Below are 18,497 nucleotides of genomic sequence, written 5' to 3' on the forward strand. Positions count from 1 at the left end.
GAGGGCGCGAGCGACACTGCGAGCATCAGTCGAAGCGCATCCCCTCCGGCCGCGGCGGCAGCACGAACAGGATCAGCAGGAACACCGCGCCCGCGATGGGGATGAACAGCGCGAAGATCCACATCCCGCTGTGGTTCACGTCGTGCAGCCGTCGCCAGATCAGCGCGAGCGAGGGCACCAGCGTGCCGAGCGCGATCGCCCCGGCCAGCACGGCGACCCACGGCGTCGCGAAGTCCAGCTCGCCCGAGCGGAACGGCGTGAACGACAGCTGCAGCCCCGGCTCCGAGCCGTCGATCAGCTGCAGCGCGAGGTTCAGCAGGGTCCCCGCGAGGATGATCCACCAGTACTCCGCGCGGCTCGCCCTGCCGCGGAAGCGCGCGTACTGCGAGAAGAAGCGCCGGATCGCGGCGAGCGGAGGAGCACCGTAGTACGGCTGCCCGGGGACGGGGATCGTGCTCTGACTCATGCGCTTCACGCTATCCCGCACTCGTCGGGCAGGTCGTCGTCCGCGGGGAGGAGGCGCCTCGCCCTAGCGGACCGCCGCGGCCTGCTCGCGCCGCACCGCCGCCGACGAGCGCGCCTCCACGATCAGGCTCACCACGAGCCCGATCGCGATCATCACGATCGCCACCCACGGCAGCAGGTCGAGTCCGCTCAGGTCGATGGTCAGCCCGCCGACGATCGCGCCGCCGCCGATGCCGATGTTGAACGCGGTCGTCTGCAGCGCCGCGGCGAGGCTGCGCAGCTGGAACGAGGAGGTGCGCAGCATCCGCGTCTGCAGCATCGCCGGGATGCCGCCGAACGCGATGTTCCAGACGATCGCCGCGACGACGATCGCGACCGTGGCCTGCGAGCCGGCGGCCAGCCCGAGGGCGACCAGCGCGAGCACCACGGCGATCGCCGCGACCACGAAGCCGGAGCGCGGGAAGCGGTCGGTCGCGAAGCCGGCGAGCACGAGGCCCACCGCGCCCGCGCCGCCGAACGCGAAGAGGAGGAGCGGGACGCTGTCGGGGGAGAACGACGCGTTCTCGAGCCACGGCGTGACGTAGGTCGAGAGCGTGTTCTGGCCGATCAGCACCAGCAGGATGACCACGCAGACGCCGATGATGCGCGGCAGGCTGCGGTCCTTCCGGGCGGGCAGCCGGATCTCGCCGGTGCGCAGCGGGATGCTGTGGTCGACCGCCGGCAGGAACTTCACCACGAGCAGCGCCAGCAGCAGCACGATCGCGCCGAGGATCGCGAACGTCGGCCGCCAGCCGAACACGTGGCCGAGCGCGGTGCCCACCGGCACGCCGAGGACGAAGGCCGCCGAGCCGCCGCCGGCCGTGATCGCGGTCGCCCGGCCGAGGTGCTCCGGAGCGACGAGGTGTGCCGAGTAGGCCGCGACGATCGCCCAGAACAGCCCGTGCGCGAGCCCGCCGAGGATGCGCGCGCCGACCAGCAGCGCGAACGTCGGCGCGAGCGCGGCCAGCACGTTCGCGACCGCGATCGTGCACAGCGCGACGAGGAGCAGGCTCTTCCGCGAGAACCGCTGCGTCACCAGCGTCAGCGGCGTCGTCGCGATGACGACGGTCGCCGCGAAGATCGTCACCAGCTGACCGGTCAGCGGGATGCTCACGCCGAGGTCCCGTGACATGTCCGGGATGAGGCCGGTCGGCAGGAACTCGCTGGTCACCGACACGAAGACGGCGCCGGCGAGGGTGAGCAGGCCGATCCAGGGGAAGGCTGCGGGGGAGGTCGTGCGGGTGCTGGAGCTGGTGCGCGGAGGGGTGTTCACGGTGTCCTGAGGGAGGAGGGGCGGGCGGCGACCATCAAGCCTCGCACGCCCGCGCCTCCCTCAGGTGTCCGGGGGATTACTTCACGACGGTGCTCACTTCACGGCGGTGCTCACTTCACGACGGTCTTGGCCGCGCTGGTCTTGCTCAGCGTCGTGTAGCCCGCCTTCGTGCCGGTGACCGTCACCGTGATCGCCTTGCCCGCGTCCGCCGACACCGTCTTGTAGGTCGCCGACGTCGCGCCCGAGATCGCCGTTCCGCCGCGCTTCCACTGGTAGCTCAGCGTGACGGGGGCGGGGCTCCAGGTCCCGGGCACCGCGGTGAGGGTCTGGCCGACCTTCGCGGTCCCGGTGATCGTCGGGGTGGCGCCGGTCAGCACGCCGCCGGTGACGAGCGCGGTGGTGGCGCTGGTCTTGGTGGCGGGGGAGTAGCCGGTCTTCGTGGAGGTGACGCTCACGGTGATCGTGGCGCCGGCGTCGGAGGCCTTGAGCACGTAGGTCTTCGCGGTTGCGCCGGAGATGTAGGTGCCGCCGTTCTTCTTCCACTGGTAGCTCAGCGTCGTGCCCGCGTCCCAGGTGCCGGGGTTGGCGGTGAGGGTCGAGCCGACCTTCGTCGTGCCGGTGATCGTCGGCGTCGGCATCAGCGTCTGCAGTGCCGCCTTCGCGGTGACGGCGGCGCTGGTCTTCGTGACCGCGGTGTAGCCGGACTTGGTGCCGGTGACGGCGACGGTGATCGCCGCGTCGGCGTCGGCAGCGACGAGCGTGTAGGTCGTCGCGGTGGCGCCGCTGATCGCGGTGCCGTTGCGCTGCCACTGGTAGGCGAGGGTGACGGGCGAGGGCGTCCAGGTCCCGGGGACCGCGGTCAGCTTCTGCCCGACGGTCGCCGTGCCGGTGATGGTCGGCGTCGCTCCCGTGATGACCGCGCCGTTGGTGACGGCGGCGGTCGTCGCGCTGGTCTTGGTCGCGGGCGAGTAGCCGGTCTTGGTGCCGGTGACGCTCACGGTCAGCGTCGCTCCGGCATCACTGGCCTTGAGGACGTACGTCTTCGCGGTGGCACCGGAGATGTACGTGCCGCCGTTCTTCTTCCACTGGTAGCTCAGCGTCACGCCGGAGTCCCAGGTGCCCGGATTCGCGGTGAGCGTCGACCCGACGGTGGTGCTGCCCGAGATCGTCGGCGTCGGCATCAGCGTCTGCAGCGGCAGCCCGACCTGGGTGGCCGAGCTCGTGCGGGTCGCGGTCGTGTAGCCGTACTTCGTGCCGGTGACGCTGACGGTGAGCGCGGTCCCCGAGTCGGCGGAGGCGACGACGTAGCTGCTGCCCGTGGCCCCCGCGATCGCGGTCCCGTTGCGCTTCCACTGGTACGCCAGCTCGACGGGCGCGGGACCCCAGTTGCCCGGGTTCGCCGTGAGCGTCCCGCCGATCGCAGCTGACCCGGTCACGGTCGGCACCGAGTTCGTGAGCGAGCCGGAGGTGACGGTGACGGCGGCACTGGTGCGCGCGGCCGTCGCGTAGCCGGCCTTCGTGCCGGTGACCTGGACGGTGATCGACTCGTTGAAGTCCGAATCGGCCACCACGTACTGCGGACCGGTGGCGCCGTTGATGGGATAGCCGTCGTTCAGCCACTGGTAGCTCAAGGCCACGGGCTGCGGTCCCCAGGTGCCGGGCACAGCGGTCAGCGTGTTTCCGACTGTTGCCGAGCCGGTGATGGAGGGCGTCGGCGCGGTCAGTGTGGCGACGTTGCTGAGCTTGAGGACGAAGTCGCCGCGGTTGAAACCGAAGTTCGAGACCTGGATGAAGTACGTCTTACCGGCGACGGTGGTGAAGTCGGTGTTCGCCCGGTCATAGGAGTAGTCCTCACCGGCTTCCGTCGACTGGTCCGGGCACTCGAGCAGAGTTCCGGGAGTGACGCCGTCAGAGTCGTAGACCCCTACATTCGCGGGGAAGTAGCTCTCGCCGAGATCTGCGTGCACGGTGCCGGAGCTGGCGGCGCGGTACTTGTACCAGACCGACCCCATGAAGGCGTTGAAGTCGCAGCCGCTGTATGGCCGGTACCAGTTGCGGTCGATTTTGGAAGTCGAGCCGTTGATCGTGGCAGGAAGCGCCGAGACGACAGATGCGGAGGAGTACGTGGTGTTGGGGATCGCAGCACTTGCGGAGAGGAAGAACTCCGCGGTGCCGGCCGGTTCGGTCGAGGTCGAGTAGTAGTCGGCGCTGACCTGGAAGTAGTAGGTCTTCCCCGCTTCTGCCTGCACGAAGTTCTCTGCCCGGAAGCCCGATTCCGTGCAGCTGATCCTGGTGCTGTCCGTGATCGGACCATCGACGAAGGCGCTGACGGTCGATGTCGACTCAGGCACCGTGCCGCCGAAGGTGAGGGTCTGCCGCTTGGTCGAGACGTACTTGAACCAGACCGACCCGCGGCCCTCAGAGAAGTACTCGGTGTTGTCGGGGTCGGTCGTCCGGCACGACGCCGTCTCCCCGTCAGAGAGCGTTGCCCCGTCGTACTGCGCGCTGTAGGTCGAATACGGCAGGCTCGTGACGACGGTCGCGTTCTCGCGCAGGTCGTTCGCGGGCGGAGTCGCGGCGACCAGCGCTCGCGGCTCCACTGCCTGTGGTGCGGCCTGCCGGGCGGCCGGTTCCTTCGTGTGCCACTCACCAGAGGTCTCGGAGACCGGCGCAGCCGAGGGCGCAGCCTCCGCCGCCACAGCCGCCGGAGCGACGAGGAGCCCGAAGCCGACCGCGAGGGCGGTGGCGAGGGCGAGGACCCGCGCGCGAGCGGGACGGGGTTCGGGCATGACGACTCCAGGGCGAGCGGCGAGCGGGTGGCAGTGCTGTGCCTGCGGGACCCGAGCGCGGCTGAACCACGTTCGTCGAGAAGGCTCCTCAGTGTGATGAGATTCACAGGGAGTGGATACCACCCGTTCGGGGCAGTCTGGAGAGAACTACTCAGCCGGGTGCGCTGCTCGGCCGAGCCCCGGCCGCTACTGCAGCGGGTACGCGCGCCCGTTCACCAGCAGCGTGTCGCCGGTGGCGCTGTCGGGGCCGAGGTGGTCCTCGAGCGACGCGGCGGCCGTGTCGGCGGCGGCGCCCTGGGCGGCCACTCCGGTCGAGAGCAGCAGGCCGCAGGCCAGCGCGGTGATCACGGTGGTGCGGTTGCTCGGCATGCGGTTCATCGGCGTCGTCCTTGGCGTCGTGGGGGTCGCCGCCCCCGGGGTGTGGGAGCGGTTTCAGAACGCTCCGAGCCTACGGCTCCGACCCGATGCACCGCCTGGCACCTTTCTGGGGTTCCCCTGTGCGCCTTGTGGTTCGGCAGAGCGGAGGCCCCAGTCACGGACGCGCGGAGATCGCGTCCGACGCTCGGCTCGTGCTGAGGATCTGGTCTCGGAGGTCGGGCGAGAGCGAGCGGGCGACGAAGACGAGCGAGCGGCGGATGTTCTCGGGACGGCGGTCGAACACGGACTCGTTGTGAGCGAGACGGTTCCTGACATCTCGCAGGTCGGTGAGGGCGGCATGGATCTTCACGCGATCGGTGCCGGGCCGGTACGCCCGATTCAGTGCCGGCACCCACAGCGTCTTCTCGTGGAGCCCGTCCGAGAGGTAGGTCCAGAAGCCGAACATCAGTTCCGCGATGACCTTGCCGCGGGGCGTCCGCCCGCCGGCCGTGTACCTCGCGTACCTGCGGGCGGTCTTGATCGCGGCGCGCGGGGTCGCGTTCTTGTCCTGAGGCACACCGTGAGAGTCGAGAGAACGATGAACGGGCAGCAGTTGCTCGAACGACGCCTGTTCGATCCAGTCGCCGCCGCGAATTCCAGGGTGGGCGAGCAGTGCCCGGTCGTACGCGTTCCGCAGACCGACCTCGAGGTGACCGAGGTCGTGGAGCAACTCCGCCGACAGGCGTGCGTTCCACTCGTAGAAGGCGAGAGCGCGAGAGTGGTCGCCCCCTGCGGCTCGAACGTATTTAGCCAAGCGCTCGACGGTGAGCCAGTCGACGATCCATGATTCAGCACTGCTCGGCATGCTCCGCCCTCCCGGCGTACAATCGACCCATCGAGAGCCTTTGATGACCGATGCCGCTCAGGCGGCATGTCCCTCTGGCCACGACACGGGAACCCCGGTATCAGGCTACTGACCCGGGGTTTTCCTCTGCCCGCCCTGGCGCCCCGCGCTGCCGCGCGCACGCCCGCCGTAGGCTGGCCGGATGACGTCCCGGGTGCGCCTCCTGCTGGCCTCGTCGCACCCCGGGCCGACCGTCACCGTCACCGTGCTGGCGACCGTGCTCGCCGCGGCGTCCGGGCACGCACCAGGGATCGTCGTCCTCGTGGCGCTCGCCGTCTTCGCCGGGCAGCTCTCGATCGGGCTGGCGAACGACTGGATCGACGCCGACCGCGACCGCGCCGTCGGCCGCACCGACAAGCCCGTCGCGCTCGGCCGGATCGGCGTCGGCGAGGTCCGCGCCGCCGCACTCGGCACCGCCGCGGTCGCCGTCGTGATCTCGCTCCTGCTCGGGCCGGTCGCCGCAGTCGCGCACCTCGTCCTCGTCGCCGCGGGCTGGGCCTACGACGCCGGGCTCAAGCGCACCGCGTTCTCCGTCGTCCCGTTCCTCGTCGCCTTCGGGCTGCTCCCCGTCGTCTCCGTCGCAGCGGGTGGCGGGCAGCTGCCGGCCTGGTGGGCGGTCGTCACGGGCGCGGTCTTCGGCGTCGCGATCCACTGCACCAACGTGCTCCCCGACCTCGTCGACGACGAGGCGACCGGCGTCCGCGGCTTCCCGCACCGCCTCGGGCTGCGCCTCTCCGGCGTCGTCGCGTTCGGCTCGCTGATGCTCGGCGCGGTGCTCGTGCTGCTCGGCCAGGTCGCCGGCGACGATCCGGTCGGCGGCCCGGGAATCGTCCTCGCCGTGGTCGCGACCGTGGCGGTCCTCGTCCTCGCGGCCGCCGGCATCCGCCTGGTGCTCACCGGCCCGCCGACCCGCACGCTGTTCCGCCTGGTGATCGCCTCCTCGCTCGTCCTCGTCGTCGAGCTCGGCCTGGCGGGCGCGCGACTGGTCGCCTGAGCCGGCCCCACCAGCAGCCCTACGACCACCGCATCGAGTACACCCGCGCCAGCAGGTCCGAGGTCGGCAGCGCCAGCAGCGCCCGCAGCAGGCCCTCGCGCCCGAGCAGCCCCGCGCCGCCGGTCGGCCGCCCCGCCGCCATGTTCAGCTCGGCCTGCCGCGCTGCGCGCCGCGCCACCCGCATTCGCCGCCGGGCGAACGCGGGGAACGGCCCCGCCGAGCCGCTGCGCACGGCGTCTGCGAGCAGCGGCGCGAGCTCGGCCGCGTCGAGCCAGCCCAGGTTCATCCCCTGCCCGCCGATCGGACTGATCTCATGCGCGGCGTCGCCGATCAGCACCACCCGCCCGACGCCGATCCGCTCGGCCGCCCGCCGGCGCACCTGGAAGCCGCTGAGCATCGTGCAGGTCGCCGGGTCCGGCTCGGCGCCGGTCCGCGCCCGCACCACGGTGCTGAGCGCCAGGGCGGAGGCCGGATCGGGCGCCGCGTCCGGCCGCCACGCGGGCGCCACCAGGTCGTCCCCCGCGAGCGCCACGTAGCGCCGCCGCCCGCCCGGCAGCGGGAACGACTCCACCACGCCGTCCGGCCCGACGTCGACGAGCGCCGACGACGCCCGCGCGGCCGGCTCCGGGTCGGCGAAGTCGCCCATCACGTAGGAGTCGGGGTAGTCGCGGCCCGTGCTGCGGATCCCGAGCAGCTCGCGCACTGCGCTGCGCGCCCCGTCCGCGCCGACGACGAAGGCGGCGCGCACCGTCACCGGAGCGCCGTGCTCGTCCGCCCCGGTCGCGTCGACGTGGTCGCGCCCGCGAGCGAGCCCGGTCAGCGAGACACCCGAGCGCAGCGCGCCGGGCGCCGCAGCCTCCAGCCGCTCCCGCAGGATCGACTCGGTCCGGTGCTGATCGAGGGTGACGACGTACGGATGCGTGCGCGAGGCCCGCGCGAACGACAGCGCCCCGAGCACCCGGCGCCGGCTCACCGCGACGCCCTCCGCGACCCGGACGCCCTCGGCGAGGATCCGCTCGGTGGCACCGACCTCGGCCATCGCGTCGAGCGAGGGCGGATGGATGCCGATCGCCCGCGACCCGGCGGGCACCGCGGTCCGCCGCTCCCAGACCTGCACATCGACCCCGCGCCGGGCGAGCAGCGCGCCCAGCAGCACGCCGACCGGTCCGCCGCCGACGACCAGCACGTCGGTCCGCTGCAGGCTCATCCCCCCATGCAAGCAGACGCGCGGGAGCGACAGGCCGGGGGAGAACGTCACGGCCCCGAAACAGCCCCGGCATCTGCGCTCCCTAGCCTGGCCACGGTCTCCGCGGTCGGCGCGGAGCACGACGCCGCTGAACGGGGCACACATGAGTGGGAACACGGTCCGCCGCGACGCGATCAAGGACGTCGAAGCCTACGTCCCGCCCGCGGTCGTCTTCGATCAGACCGAGGCGCCGGGAGAGATCTTCGGCTCGAACGTCTTCAGCACGATCGTGATGCGGCAGCGCCTGCCGAAGTCGGTCTTCAAGTCGGTCATGGCCACCATCGAGCACGGCGCCGTGCTCGACCCGCTGGTCGCCGACGCCGTCGCCTCGGCGATGAAGGACTGGGCCCTCGAGAAGGGCGCCACCCACTACGCGCACGTCTTCTACCCGCTGACCGGGCTCACCGCCGAGAAGCACGACAGCTTCTTCGAGCCGGTCGGCGACGGCTCCGCTCTGGCCGAGTTCGCCGGCAAGACCCTGGTCCAGGGCGAGCCCGACGCGTCGAGCTTCCCCAACGGCGGGCTCCGCAACACCTTCGAGGCCCGCGGCTACACCGGCTGGGACGTCACCAGCCCGGCCTACGTGCTCGAGAACCCGAACGGCAACACCCTCTGCATCCCGACCGTCTTCGTCTCGATGACCGGCGAGGCCCTCGACCACAAGACGCCGCTGCTGCGCTCGCAGCAGGCGATGGGCGAGCACGCCGTCCGCATCCTGAAGCTCTTCGGGCACGTCGCGCCGAAGCCCGTCGTCTCGTTCTGCGGACCGGAGCAGGAGTACTTCCTGATCGACCGGCACTTCTTCCTCGCCCGCCCCGACCTGCTGAACGCCGGCCGCACCCTCTTCGGCACCAAGCCGCCCAAGGGCCAGGAGTTCGACGACCACTACTTCGGCGCCATCCCGGAGCGCGTGCTCGGCTTCATGATGGACACCGAGCGCGAGCTGTTCAAGCTCGGCATCCCCGCGAAGACCCGGCACAACGAGGTCGCGCCCGGGCAGTTCGAGATCGCCCCGATGTTCGAGCGCGGCAACATCGCGGCCGACCACCAGCAGCTCCTGATGACCACGTTCAAGTCGGTCGCGAAGAAGCACGGGATGGAGTGCCTCTTCCACGAGAAGCCCTTCCTCGGGGTCAACGGCTCGGGCAAGCACGTCAACTTCTCGCTCGGCAACAGCGAGCTCGGCTCGCTCCTCGTCCCCGGCGACACCCCGCACGAGAACGCGCAGTTCCTGGTGTTCTGCGCCGCGGTCATCCGCGCGGTGCACCGCTACGGCGGGCTGCTGCGCGCCTCCGTCGCCTCCGCCTCGAACGACCACCGCCTCGGCGCCAACGAGGCCCCGCCCGCGATCATCTCGATCTTCCTCGGCGACCAGCTCGCCGACGTCTTCGAGCAGCTCGCGAAGGGCCCGGCGACCTCGTCGAAGGGGCGCGGCGCGATGCAGATCGGCGTCGACACCCTGCCGATCCTCCCGACCGACCCGGGCGACCGGAACCGGACCAGCCCGTTCGCCTTCACCGGCAACCGCTTCGAGTTCCGCGCGCCGGGCTCGATGCAGTCCGTCGCCGGCCCGATGGTGACGATCGCCACGATCATGGCGGAGTCGCTCGACTTCGCCGCGACCGAGCTGGAGACCGCGGTCGCCGCCGGCACCGACTTCGACACCGCCGTTCAGGACCTCCTGACCGCGATCATCACCGAGCACGGCGCGGTCGTCTTCAACGGCGACGGCTACGCGGACGCCTGGCCGATCGAGGCCGAGAAGCGCGGGCTCGCCAACCTGCGCACGACGCTCGACGCCCTGCCCGAGCTGATCACCGACTCCGCCCTCGAGCTCTTCGAGAAGTACAGGGTCTTCAACCACCGCGAGATGCACAGCCGCTACGAGATCGGCCTCGAGCAGTACGCACTGTCGGTCGGCGTCGAGGCGCGGCTCACGCTCGAGATGGGCACGACCTCGATCCTGCCGGCCGCCGTGCGGCACCAGACCGAGGTCGCGCTGAACGTCGGCGCGCTGAAGTCCGCGGGAGTGGAGCCGGATCTCGCGCCGCTGCACGAGGTGAGCGCGCCGATCGCCGACCTGCGCACGGCGCTCGCCACGCTGAAGGACGCGCTCGCCGCGGAGCCGGGCCACACGGCCCTCGCCGAGGCGGAGCACGCCCGCGCCGCGCTGATCCCGGCGATGGCGGCGGTCCGCGAGGCGGCCGACACCATCGAGAGCCTCATCGCCGACGACCTGTGGCCACTGCCGACCTATCAGGAGATGCTCTTCATCCTGTAGCCGGGCAGGCCTGATCGCCTCGCCCTGCTCGCCGCCTCAGCGCGCGCGGAGCAGGGCGAGGAACTCGTCCGCCATCGCCAGCTGGTCCTGCAGCTTCGCGCGGCGGAGCGACGCCTCCTCCTCGAAGGCGGCCAGCCGCGCGCGGATCGCGGCGGTCTCCTCCGGGGTCTCCGCCTGCTCCAGGCTGTCGACGACGCGCAGCAGCTCGGTCATCGCGTCGAGCGTGTAGCCGAGCGGCTTCATCCGGCGGATGAGCAGCAGGCGGTCGAAGTCGCGCTCGGTGTAGAGGCGGAACCCGCCCTCGGTGCGGCCGCTCGGCCGGAGCAGCCCGACCTCGTCGTAGTGCCGGATCGTCCGCAGCGACAGCGACGACCGGTCGGCGAGCTCGCCGATGCGCATGGTCGCCTCGACCTCCTCGGCCGTCAGCTCGGTCGTGCGGTCGTCCGCCATCGTCTCTCCGTTCCGGTCAACCCTCACGTTGCGGTAGGTTTGCTGTCGAGGGTCCCGCACCATTCTCCCCGTGCGCGGGTCCGGCTCGCGCGACGCCGCGCTCCTCCCCTTCCGACCGCCGCTCCCACCGAGCCCGTCCGCCCCTGGAGACCGTCGTGTCCGTCCCCACCAGCCCGACCAGCCTGCCCGGGCCCCGCCCCGCCGTCGCGAATCGCGCGATCACCGTCCTCGACGCCCTCCGCTCGCCGCGCCAGCTCTCCCGCGAGGTGCTCGCCGGCATGGTGACGACGCTCGCGCTGGTGCCCGAGGTGATCTCCTTCTCGGTCGTCGCGGGAGTGGACCCGATGGTGAGCCTCGTCGCCTCGATCGTCCTCGCGCTGACCATGTCGATCCTCGGCGGGCGCCCCGGCGTGATCACCGCGGCTGCCGGCTCCGTCGCGCTGGTCATCGCGCCGCTCGTCTCGGAGCACGGCGTCGAGTACGTGCTGCCGACGGTGATCCTCGCCGCGGTCATCCAGATCGTCTTCGGCTTCGCGGGCCTCGCCCGGTTGATGCGATTCATCCCGCGCTCCGTGATGATCGGCTTCGTCAACGCGCTCGGGATCCTGATCTTCCTGGCGCAGGTGCCGCATGTCATCGACGTCCCGTGGATCGCCTACGCGCTCTTCGCCGCGACCCTGCTGATCATCTTCGTGCTGCCCCGCTTCACCACCGCGGTGCCGGCCCCGCTCGTCGCGATCGTCGTCGTGACGGCCGTCGTCATCCTCGCGAACCTGGCCGTCCCGGACGTCGCGGACGAGGGACCGCTGACCGGGCAGCTGCCCGGCATCACCCCGTTCCTGGTGCCGCTGGACCTCGCGACCCTGCAGCTGATCCTGCCGACCGCGCTCAGCGTCGCCTTCGTCGGCCTGATGGAGACGCTGCTCACCGCCAAGCTCGTCGACGAGATGACCGGCACCCCCTCGCACAAGGGCCGCGAGTCCTGGGCGCTCGGCGTCTCGAACCTGCTCGCCGGCTTCTACGGCGGCATCGCCGGCTGCGCGATGATCGGCCAGACCGTGCTCAACGTGAAGACCGGCGGCGCGCGCACCCGGATCTCGACGATCGTCGCCGGCGTCTTCCTGCTCGCGCTGGTCACCGGCCTCAGCTCGGTGATGGGCCGCATCCCGATGGTGGCGCTCGCCGCGGTGATGATGATCGTCGCGATCAGCACCGTCGACTGGCACAGCCTCCGCCCCTCGACCCTGCGCCGGATGCCCGTGCCCGAGACGCTCGTGATGGTCGTCACCGTGGTCGTCGTCGTCGCGACCGACAACCTCGCGCTGGGCGTGCTGGTCGGCGTGATCCTGGCGATGATCCTCTTCGCCCGCCGCGTCGCCCACGTCATCGCGGTCGAGCGCGCGGTCGCCGCCGACGGCGCGTCCGTCCGCTACACCGTGACCGGCCCGCTCTTCTTCGGCAGCAGCAACGACCTCGTCGACCGCTTCGCCTACTCCGACGACCCGGCCGCCGTCGTCATCGACCTCGGCCGCGCCCAGATCTGGGACGCCTCCACCGTGGCCGCCCTCGACTCCATCGAGACGAAGTACCGCGACCACGGCGCCATCGTCACCATCGAGGGCCTCGACGAGCGCAGCACCGGCTTCCACCGCCGCCTGACAGGCCGCCTCGGCAGCTGAGCAGCGTCCATGCTGATCGAGTAGCCCGCGGAGCGGGCGTATCGAGATCCACCACCGTCAGAACGCGAGTCTGCAGCCCCGCCCTGCTGATGACGTCGGGTCTCGATACGCCCCTGCGGGGCTACTCGACCAGCATGAAAAGGGGCGCGGCGCGTCCTCTCCCTCGTCCGGCACGGTCCGGGTTGCGCGCGGGGGACCGAGTGGAGGAGCCTCGGAGGCCCCCGGAGTACGCTCGCGCGCATCCCTTCCGACGCTCAGCAAGGAGTACGACCATGACCGACGACGCTCAGGGCTTCACCCTCACCCGGCTGTTCGACGCGACGCCCCAGGAGATCTGGAGCGCGTGGACCGACCCCGACGAGCTCGCCCAGTGGTGGCACCCCCGCGGGCTGACCACTCCGCGCGACACCGTCGAGGTCGACCTGAAGGTCGGCGGCCGCTATGCCTACACGATGGTCTCGACCGCGAGCGGGGAGACCTACCCGACCGGCGGCGTCTACCGCGAGATCACGGCTCCCGAGAAGCTCGTCTTCACCTGGGGCGAGCCCGGCGACGCGGACGCGCCCGTCGTGACCGTGTCGATCCGCTCGGCCGGCGAGCTGACCCGGCTGACCTTCGAGCTGGCCGGCGTCGACGGCGAGCAGGGCGACGACTCGTTCTACGACGGCTGGGACCAGGCGATCGACGCGCTGGCCGACCACCTCGATCCCGCCGCCTCCGTCGCCGGCTGAGACCTTCGCCTCCCTGCTCGGAAGCGTCAACCCCTGGAGCGGACGCCGCTGCGCGGGGTTGTCTGGTGGGCCCGCTCGACTCCGAGACGCGGGAGAGACGGAGGCCGCCCTTGAGCGCGCACACCAGCAGGAGCGGCGACCGCATCGCCGCGATCGAGACCTACGCCGACGACGCCGGCTGGCACAACCGCATCGCGGGCGCCGCCGTCCCGCTCACCCGCCACGACTCCCGCGAGGAGGCCGAGCGCCTCGGCGCCGAGATGGCGCGGCAGCGCGGCGGCGGCCACCGGGTCCTCGCCTAGCGGCGCTGCCCCGCCCCCGCCGCCGCTGCCCAGGGCCTGCCCAGGGCGCGGTGACAGGCTGGCGGCAGCCGATGACGGCGAACCGGACGAGGGAGCAGTACCCGGCAGCACGACAAGACTGACTCGAAGGAGTGAGTCGTCGTGTCCTGGATCGTCCTGATCGTCTCCGGTGTCCTCGAGGCCGTGTGGGCCACCGCCCTCGGCAAGTCCGAGGGGTTCACCCGACTCTGGCCGTCCGTGATCTTCGGGTTCGGCGTCGTCGCCAGCCTGTCCGGCCTGGCCTACGCGATGCGCGATCTGCCCACCGGCACGGCCTACGCCGTCTGGGTCGGGATCGGCGCCTCGCTGACCGTGCTCTATGGCATGTTCATCGGCGGCGAGGGCTTCTCGCTCGTCCGCACACTGCTGGTCCTCGGGATCGTCGGCTGCGTGATCGGGCTCAAGCTGCTGCACTGAGTCGGCGCCTTTCCAGGCGACGTTCCGCGCCATCGCATTGCAGGAGAACGATCGTTCCCCTAGGCTCGGAACCCCAGGGAGAGCACCGGTACGGCAGGTGCTCCCCGCCCCGAAGGAGGAACCATGCCCACTCGTTCTGCACGCACCGCCTGGAACGGCTCGCTCGAGACCGGCGAGGGCCAGGTCGAGCTCTCGAGCTCGAAGCTCGGCACCTACGACGTCTCGTTCCCCAAGCGCGCGGCCGACGACGCCAACGGCTCGACCAGCCCCGAGGAGCTCCTCGGCGCCGCGCACTCCGCCTGCTACGCCATGCAGTTCTCGGCCGTCCTCGGCCAGGCCGGCGGCACCGTCGAGGCGCTCGACGTCCGCGCCGACGTCTCGCTCGGCCCGGACTCGGCCGGCGGCTTCAAGCTGACCAAGATCGCCCTCGTCGTCAGCGGCGAGGTCTCCGGCATCGACGAGGCCGCCTTCCTCAAGGCCGCCGAGGACGCGAAGAACACCTGCCCCGTCAGCAAGGCGCTCACCGGAGTCGAGATCACCCTCGACGCCACCTTCGAGGGCTGACGCTCCTCGCTCACGCACACGAGCACCCCGTCGCGCATCGCGGCGGGGTGCTTCTGTGCGTGCGGTGGGGGATCTCGATACGCCCGCTCCGCGGGCTGCTCGATCAGCAGGGAGGGACCCGGCGTCAGGCGTCCGCGCGGTAGCGGAAGCCGGCGCCGAGGTGCTCCTCCGGCAGGCGGTCGCCGCGGCCGTGCAGCTTCTGGCGGAGGGTGCCCTCGACGTACTCGTCGGGGTAGGCGCCGCGGCGGCGCAGCTCCGGCACGATGAACTCGACGACGTCCTCGAAGGTGCCCGGGGTGATCGCGTAGGCGAGGTTGAAGCCGTCGACGTCGGTGTCCTCCACCCACTCCTGCAGGTGGTCGGCCACCTCGGAGGGCGAGCCGACGATGAACGGGCCGAGGCCGCCGATCGCGCCGAGCTTCGCGATGTCGCGGACCTTCCACTCGCTGCCGTCCTCGTTCGCCTCCTGGAAGTTGGCGACGGTCGACTGGATCGCGTTGCTCTTCACGTTGCCGATCGGCTCGTCGAGGTCGTACTGCGAGAGGTCGATGCCCATCCAGCCGGACATGAAGACCAGCGCGCCCTCCTCGCTCGCGTAGGAGAGGTAGTCGCGGTGCTTCGCGTGCGCCTTCTCGCTGGTCTCGTCGGTGATGATCGTCAGCAGCGTGTAGATCCTCGCGGAGTGGCGGTCGCGGCCGGCCGCCTCGAGCGCGTCGCGGATCCGCGAGACGGTGGCCTTCAGGCCGGCCTTGGTCGATGACGCGACGAAGATCGCCTCCGCGTTGCCCGCCGCGAAGCGGATCCCGCGCGGCGACGCGCCCGCCTGGTAGATGACGGGGGTGCGCTGCAGCGACGGCTCCGAGAGGTGGATGCCGGGCACGGTGAAGTTCTTGCCGCGGTGGCCGATCTCGTGCACCTTCGCCGGGTCGGTGAACACGCCGGACTCGCGGTCGCGGAGGACGGCGTCGTCCTCCCACGACCCCTCCCACAGCTTGTAGAGGACCTCGAGGTACTCGTCGGCGACGTCGTAGCGGTCGTCGTGCTCGAGCTGGTCCTCGTGGCCCATGTTGCGCGCGGCGCTGGGGAGGTAGCCGGTGACGACGTTCCAGCCGACGCGGCCCTTGGTCAGGTGGTCGAGCGTCGACATGCGGCGTGCGAACGGGTACGGGTGCTCGTAGGCGGTGCCGGCCGTGATGCCGAAGCCGAGGTGCTCGGTCGCGGCGGCCATCGCCGAGACGAGCAGGATCGGGTCGTTCACCGGGACCTGCGCGCCGTGCCGGATCGCGGCCTCGTTCGAGCCGCCGTAGACGTCGTAGGTGCCGAGGACGTCGGCGATGAAGATGCCGTCGAAGGTGCCCCGCTCGAGCAGCTTCGCCAGATCGGTCCAGTAGGAGAGGTCCTTGTAGCGCCAGGACTGGTCCTGAGGGTGGCGCCACATGCCCGAGGACTGGTGGGCGACGCAGTTCATGTCGAAGGCGTTGAAGCGGATCTGACGAGTCATCCCTCGATCGTGCCCAGAGTCGCCGGGAATCGGCACCGCTGTCGTCGCACGACGTCACAAAGCGATGCCCGTCGGACTGCGCCTGCAACCCGAAACAGCGCGACCGCTGATTCGGGTTGTAGCCTTAACCCGAAACAATGCACCCGCTGATTCGGGTTGTCGAGGGGAGCCGGATGACGTCCGAGTGGCCGGCGCACGAGTACGAGACGCGGCCCTGGCGACAGACCGTCCGGGCCGGCACGCGCGCTGACCGGATGCTCAGCGAGGTCGTGGTCGCCCTGCCGCCGCTGATCGCGGAGTCCTCCTGGGAGCCGCCGCCCGCCTCTCGGCCGGCCCTCGACGACGCGCGGCACGCGGTCATCGCCCTGGACGCCGAGTACGGGAACCGGCTGGGGGTGCTCGGTCGGCTCCTGCTCCGAACCGAAGCCGTCTCCTCCTCCAAGATCGAAGACGAGGACGCGACCCTGGAGGACTACGCCCGCGCCACCGTCGGCATCCGGGCGAACTCCAGCGCGACGTCGATGGTGGCGGCGGCCGACGCGATGACGGGCATGGTCGACGCCGCCGGCCGGACCGGACTGATCGACGAGGCCGCGATCCTCACGGCGCACCGGATCCTGATGGCCGACGACCCGGTGGACGCCCGCTACGCCGGGGCCTGCCGGCCGATGCAGAACTGGATCGGCGGCAGCGACCACTCCCCGCGCGGTGCGGTGCACGTCCCGCCGCCGCCCGAGGCGGTCCCGGCGCTGATGGCCGACCTGATCCGGTTCTCGAATCGGAGCGACCTCGACCCGATCGTGCAGGCCGCGATCGCGCACGCGCAGTTCGAGTCGATCCACCCCTTCACCGACGGCAACGGGCGCATCGGCCGCGCGCTGATCACCGCGATCCTCCGCCGTCGCGGGCTGACGAGGACCACGGTCGTCCCCGTGGCGTCGGCGCTGGTCGCGGATCGCGAGCGCTACTTCGAGCTGGTGAACGACTATCGGGATGGGGCGCTCGCGCCCTTCGTCGACGAGCTCGCGCGGGCCTGCGCGGTCGCGGCTCCGGAATCGGCCCGGACGGCCGCCGTCCTCGAGGCGCTCCCCGCGGCGTGGTGGGCCGCCGTCCGGCCGCGCGCGGGGAGTGCGGCGGCGCTCCTCCTCGACGGGCTCCTCGATCACCCGATCGTCACGACTGCCCGCGCGATCGAGCTGACCGGACGGGCGCCCTCGAGCGTCGGCGCGGCGATCGGGCAGCTCGTCGCCGCAGGCGTGCTGACGGCGCTGACCGACCGCAAGCGGGACCAGGCCTGGGTGGCGGTCGACGTCCTCGACGAGCTGGCCGACCTGGAGGACCGCATCGGCACGGCGATGCTCGACGCGCAGTCGGGCTGAGCCGGTCGAGCTGCTCGCCCTCTACGCCAGCTCGCGGGCCAGGAAGCGCACGTGCTCGCGGATCTGGAACACCTCGCCGCCCTCGTGGCCGTTGAACGGGTAGACGCGGATCTCGCGCGGGCCGGCGTAGCGGTTGTAGGAGGCGTAGACGGTGGAGGGCGGGCAGATCTCGTCGAGCAGGGCGACGGAGAACATCGCCGCGACCTCGGCGTGCGGGGCGAACGAGGTGCCGTCGAAGTAGGACAGCGTGTCGAAGACGAACGACTCCGAGCCGCGGTGGGTGCGCAGGTAGCGCACGACCTCGCCGTAGGGCATGGTCTCCACGATCCGCACGGCGTGGCCGATGTGGCTGAGGAACGGGACGTCGATGATCGCGGCGCGCGCCGACTCCGACTCGCCGAGCAGGCCCAGGATGCCCGCGACGGCGAGGCAGATGCCGCCGCCCTGGCTGCCGCCCGAGATCGCGACGCGCGCGGGATCGATGGCGGGGTGGGCGCGCAGCACGTCGAGCGCGCGGACCGCGTCGGTGAAGACGCGGCGGTAGAAGTGGTCCGCGGGCGACTCGATGCCCTGGGTCATGAAGCCGCTGACGTGCGGGCCGCTGCCGACCGGGTCGGGGGTGTCGCCGCCGCGGTGGCCGGAGCCCTGGCCGCGGGTGTCCATCACCAGGTGCGCGTAGCCGGCGGCGCTCATCGCGGTCCACTCGTCGACCAGGCCGCGGCCGCCGCCGTAGCCGATGTAGGTGACCAGGGCGGGGAGCGGGCCCTCGACGCCGCGGGGGAGGATCAGCCAGCCGCGGATCGGGTGGCCGCCGAAACCGGAGAAGGTGACGTCGAACATCTCCAGGAGCGGGAAGCCGGCGTCGACGGGCTCGAAGACGGGCTCGGTCGCGAGGCCGCGGGCCTCGGCGATGGTCTCGCGCCAGAAGTCCGCGAAGCCCTCGGGCTCCGGCAGGTCGGGCTGGTACTGCTCGAGGAGCTCGAGCGGGAGGTCGAACTGCGGCATCGCGGTCTCCGGGGTCGTTCGTCAGCGGACGCTCGAACCTATCGCGGCGACACGCGTCCGCGGTGCCTGGACGCGGCGTGGG

General features: G+C 71.4%; 17 protein-coding genes and 1 riboswitch. Of the genes, 8 read left to right on the top strand and 9 right to left on the bottom strand.

Annotated features, from left to right (window positions below):
- Positions 1–25: 25 nt before the first annotated feature.
- The 5 genes from EDF45_RS01020 to EDF45_RS01050 all read right to left on the bottom strand — a co-directional run bounded on the left by EDF45_RS01020 (position 26) and on the right by EDF45_RS01050 (position 5,788).
- Positions 26–466, bottom strand: coding sequence for a DUF805 domain-containing protein (locus EDF45_RS01020; RefSeq protein WP_127888163.1), 441 nt, complete (start codon positions 464–466; stop codon positions 26–28).
- Positions 467–529: 63 nt separating this feature from the next.
- Positions 530–1,777: an MFS transporter gene (locus EDF45_RS01025; RefSeq protein WP_123734632.1), complete on the bottom strand. Its 1,248-nt coding sequence runs from the start codon at positions 1,775–1,777 to the stop codon at positions 530–532.
- A gap of 110 nt (positions 1,778–1,887) precedes the next feature.
- Entirely contained in the window at positions 1,888–4,566 is a 2,679-nt protein-coding gene (locus EDF45_RS21120; protein WP_185020056.1) for a hypothetical protein, read from the bottom strand.
- Between the two features lie 186 nt (positions 4,567–4,752).
- Positions 4,753–4,944: a hypothetical protein gene (locus EDF45_RS01045; RefSeq protein ID WP_123734636.1), complete on the bottom strand. Its 192-nt coding sequence runs from the start codon at positions 4,942–4,944 to the stop codon at positions 4,753–4,755.
- A 154-nt stretch (positions 4,945–5,098) separates the two neighbouring features.
- Positions 5,099–5,788 carry an Abi family protein gene (locus tag EDF45_RS01050; protein WP_123734637.1) on the bottom strand — a complete coding sequence of 230 codons (690 nt, stop codon included), beginning with the start codon at positions 5,786–5,788 and terminating at the stop codon, positions 5,099–5,101.
- Between the two features lie 181 nt (positions 5,789–5,969).
- Here EDF45_RS01050 and EDF45_RS01055 point away from each other — a divergent pair, with 181 nt between their 5' ends.
- Positions 5,970–6,821: a UbiA family prenyltransferase gene (locus EDF45_RS01055; protein WP_123734638.1), complete on the top strand. Its 852-nt coding sequence runs from the start codon at positions 5,970–5,972 to the stop codon at positions 6,819–6,821.
- 19 nt (positions 6,822–6,840) lie between these two features.
- Here the strand turns inward: EDF45_RS01055 and EDF45_RS01060 are convergent, their stop codons facing one another.
- Complete coding sequence (locus EDF45_RS01060; protein ID WP_243581120.1) at positions 6,841–8,028, bottom strand: NAD(P)/FAD-dependent oxidoreductase; 1,188 nt, start codon at positions 8,026–8,028, stop codon at positions 6,841–6,843.
- Positions 8,029–8,170: 142 nt separating this feature from the next.
- Here EDF45_RS01060 and EDF45_RS01065 point away from each other — a divergent pair, with 142 nt between their 5' ends.
- A complete protein-coding gene (locus EDF45_RS01065; RefSeq protein ID WP_123734639.1) occupies positions 8,171–10,348 on the top strand; it encodes a glutamine synthetase III in 2,178 nt (725 codons plus the stop codon).
- A 36-nt stretch (positions 10,349–10,384) separates the two neighbouring features.
- Here the strand turns inward: EDF45_RS01065 and EDF45_RS01070 are convergent, their stop codons facing one another.
- Positions 10,385–10,798 carry a MerR family transcriptional regulator gene (locus tag EDF45_RS01070; RefSeq protein WP_123734640.1) on the bottom strand — a complete coding sequence of 138 codons (414 nt, stop codon included), beginning with the start codon at positions 10,796–10,798 and terminating at the stop codon, positions 10,385–10,387.
- A 182-nt stretch (positions 10,799–10,980) separates the two neighbouring features.
- On the opposite strand from EDF45_RS01070, the gene EDF45_RS01075 reads away from it, so the two are divergent.
- The 5 genes from EDF45_RS01075 to EDF45_RS01095 all read left to right on the top strand — a co-directional run bounded on the left by EDF45_RS01075 (position 10,981) and on the right by EDF45_RS01095 (position 14,530).
- Complete coding sequence (locus tag EDF45_RS01075) at positions 10,981–12,477, top strand: SulP family inorganic anion transporter (RefSeq protein WP_260311935.1); 1,497 nt, start codon at positions 10,981–10,983, stop codon at positions 12,475–12,477.
- Between the two features lie 272 nt (positions 12,478–12,749).
- The gene (locus EDF45_RS01080; RefSeq protein WP_123734641.1) at positions 12,750–13,208 is read left to right on the top strand and encodes an SRPBCC domain-containing protein; all 459 of its coding nucleotides are present in this window, start codon (positions 12,750–12,752) and stop codon (positions 13,206–13,208) included.
- 110 nt (positions 13,209–13,318) lie between these two features.
- Positions 13,319–13,510: a DUF2188 domain-containing protein gene (locus EDF45_RS01085; RefSeq protein ID WP_123734642.1), complete on the top strand. Its 192-nt coding sequence runs from the start codon at positions 13,319–13,321 to the stop codon at positions 13,508–13,510.
- A 61-nt stretch (positions 13,511–13,571) separates the two neighbouring features.
- Positions 13,572–13,638: riboswitch (guanidine-III (ykkC-III) riboswitch) on the top strand.
- A 13-nt stretch (positions 13,639–13,651) separates the two neighbouring features.
- The gene (locus EDF45_RS01090) at positions 13,652–13,966 is read left to right on the top strand and encodes a multidrug efflux SMR transporter (RefSeq protein WP_123734643.1); all 315 of its coding nucleotides are present in this window, start codon (positions 13,652–13,654) and stop codon (positions 13,964–13,966) included.
- Positions 13,967–14,089: 123 nt separating this feature from the next.
- Positions 14,090–14,530, top strand: a complete 441-nt coding sequence (locus EDF45_RS01095; RefSeq protein WP_123444486.1) for an OsmC family peroxiredoxin — start codon at positions 14,090–14,092, stop codon at positions 14,528–14,530.
- Between the two features lie 124 nt (positions 14,531–14,654).
- Here the strand turns inward: EDF45_RS01095 and EDF45_RS01100 are convergent, their stop codons facing one another.
- Positions 14,655–16,031, bottom strand: coding sequence for an LLM class flavin-dependent oxidoreductase (locus tag EDF45_RS01100; RefSeq protein ID WP_123734644.1), 1,377 nt, complete (start codon positions 16,029–16,031; stop codon positions 14,655–14,657).
- A 173-nt stretch (positions 16,032–16,204) separates the two neighbouring features.
- Here EDF45_RS01100 and EDF45_RS01105 point away from each other — a divergent pair, with 173 nt between their 5' ends.
- Positions 16,205–17,410 carry a Fic family protein gene (locus tag EDF45_RS01105; RefSeq protein ID WP_123734645.1) on the top strand — a complete coding sequence of 402 codons (1,206 nt, stop codon included), beginning with the start codon at positions 16,205–16,207 and terminating at the stop codon, positions 17,408–17,410.
- A 21-nt stretch (positions 17,411–17,431) separates the two neighbouring features.
- On the opposite strand, the gene EDF45_RS01110 is transcribed toward EDF45_RS01105, so the two are convergent.
- Positions 17,432–18,415 (bottom strand): acetylxylan esterase, encoded by a 984-nt coding sequence (locus tag EDF45_RS01110; RefSeq protein WP_123734646.1) that lies wholly within the window; start codon positions 18,413–18,415, stop codon positions 17,432–17,434.
- Positions 18,416–18,497 lie beyond the last annotated feature (82 nt).

The sequence above is a fragment of the Rathayibacter sp. PhB186 genome, assembly GCF_003751825.1.
Lineage (GTDB): Bacteria > Actinomycetota > Actinomycetes > Actinomycetales > Microbacteriaceae > Rathayibacter > Rathayibacter festucae.

Coding starts and splice junctions, on each gene's coding strand:
- EDF45_RS01060 (WP_243581120.1), bottom strand. CDS start 8,028: ATGAGCCTGCAGCGGACCGACGTGCTGGTCGTCGGCGGCGGACCGGTC.
- EDF45_RS01095 (WP_123444486.1), top strand. CDS start 14,090: ATGCCCACTCGTTCTGCACGCACCGCCTGGAACGGCTCGCTCGAGACC.
- EDF45_RS01100 (WP_123734644.1), bottom strand. CDS start 16,031: ATGACTCGTCAGATCCGCTTCAACGCCTTCGACATGAACTGCGTCGCC.
- EDF45_RS01020 (WP_127888163.1), bottom strand. CDS start 466: ATGAGTCAGAGCACGATCCCCGTCCCCGGGCAGCCGTACTACGGTGCT.
- EDF45_RS01070 (WP_123734640.1), bottom strand. CDS start 10,798: ATGGCGGACGACCGCACGACCGAGCTGACGGCCGAGGAGGTCGAGGCG.
- EDF45_RS01045 (WP_123734636.1), bottom strand. CDS start 4,944: ATGAACCGCATGCCGAGCAACCGCACCACCGTGATCACCGCGCTGGCC.
- EDF45_RS01050 (WP_123734637.1), bottom strand. CDS start 5,788: ATGCCGAGCAGTGCTGAATCATGGATCGTCGACTGGCTCACCGTCGAG.
- EDF45_RS01065 (WP_123734639.1), top strand. CDS start 8,171: ATGAGTGGGAACACGGTCCGCCGCGACGCGATCAAGGACGTCGAAGCC.
- EDF45_RS21120 (WP_185020056.1), bottom strand. CDS start 4,566: ATGCCCGAACCCCGTCCCGCTCGCGCGCGGGTCCTCGCCCTCGCCACC.
- EDF45_RS01105 (WP_123734645.1), top strand. CDS start 16,205: ATGACGTCCGAGTGGCCGGCGCACGAGTACGAGACGCGGCCCTGGCGA.
- EDF45_RS01055 (WP_123734638.1), top strand. CDS start 5,970: ATGACGTCCCGGGTGCGCCTCCTGCTGGCCTCGTCGCACCCCGGGCCG.
- EDF45_RS01110 (WP_123734646.1), bottom strand. CDS start 18,415: ATGCCGCAGTTCGACCTCCCGCTCGAGCTCCTCGAGCAGTACCAGCCC.
- EDF45_RS01080 (WP_123734641.1), top strand. CDS start 12,750: ATGACCGACGACGCTCAGGGCTTCACCCTCACCCGGCTGTTCGACGCG.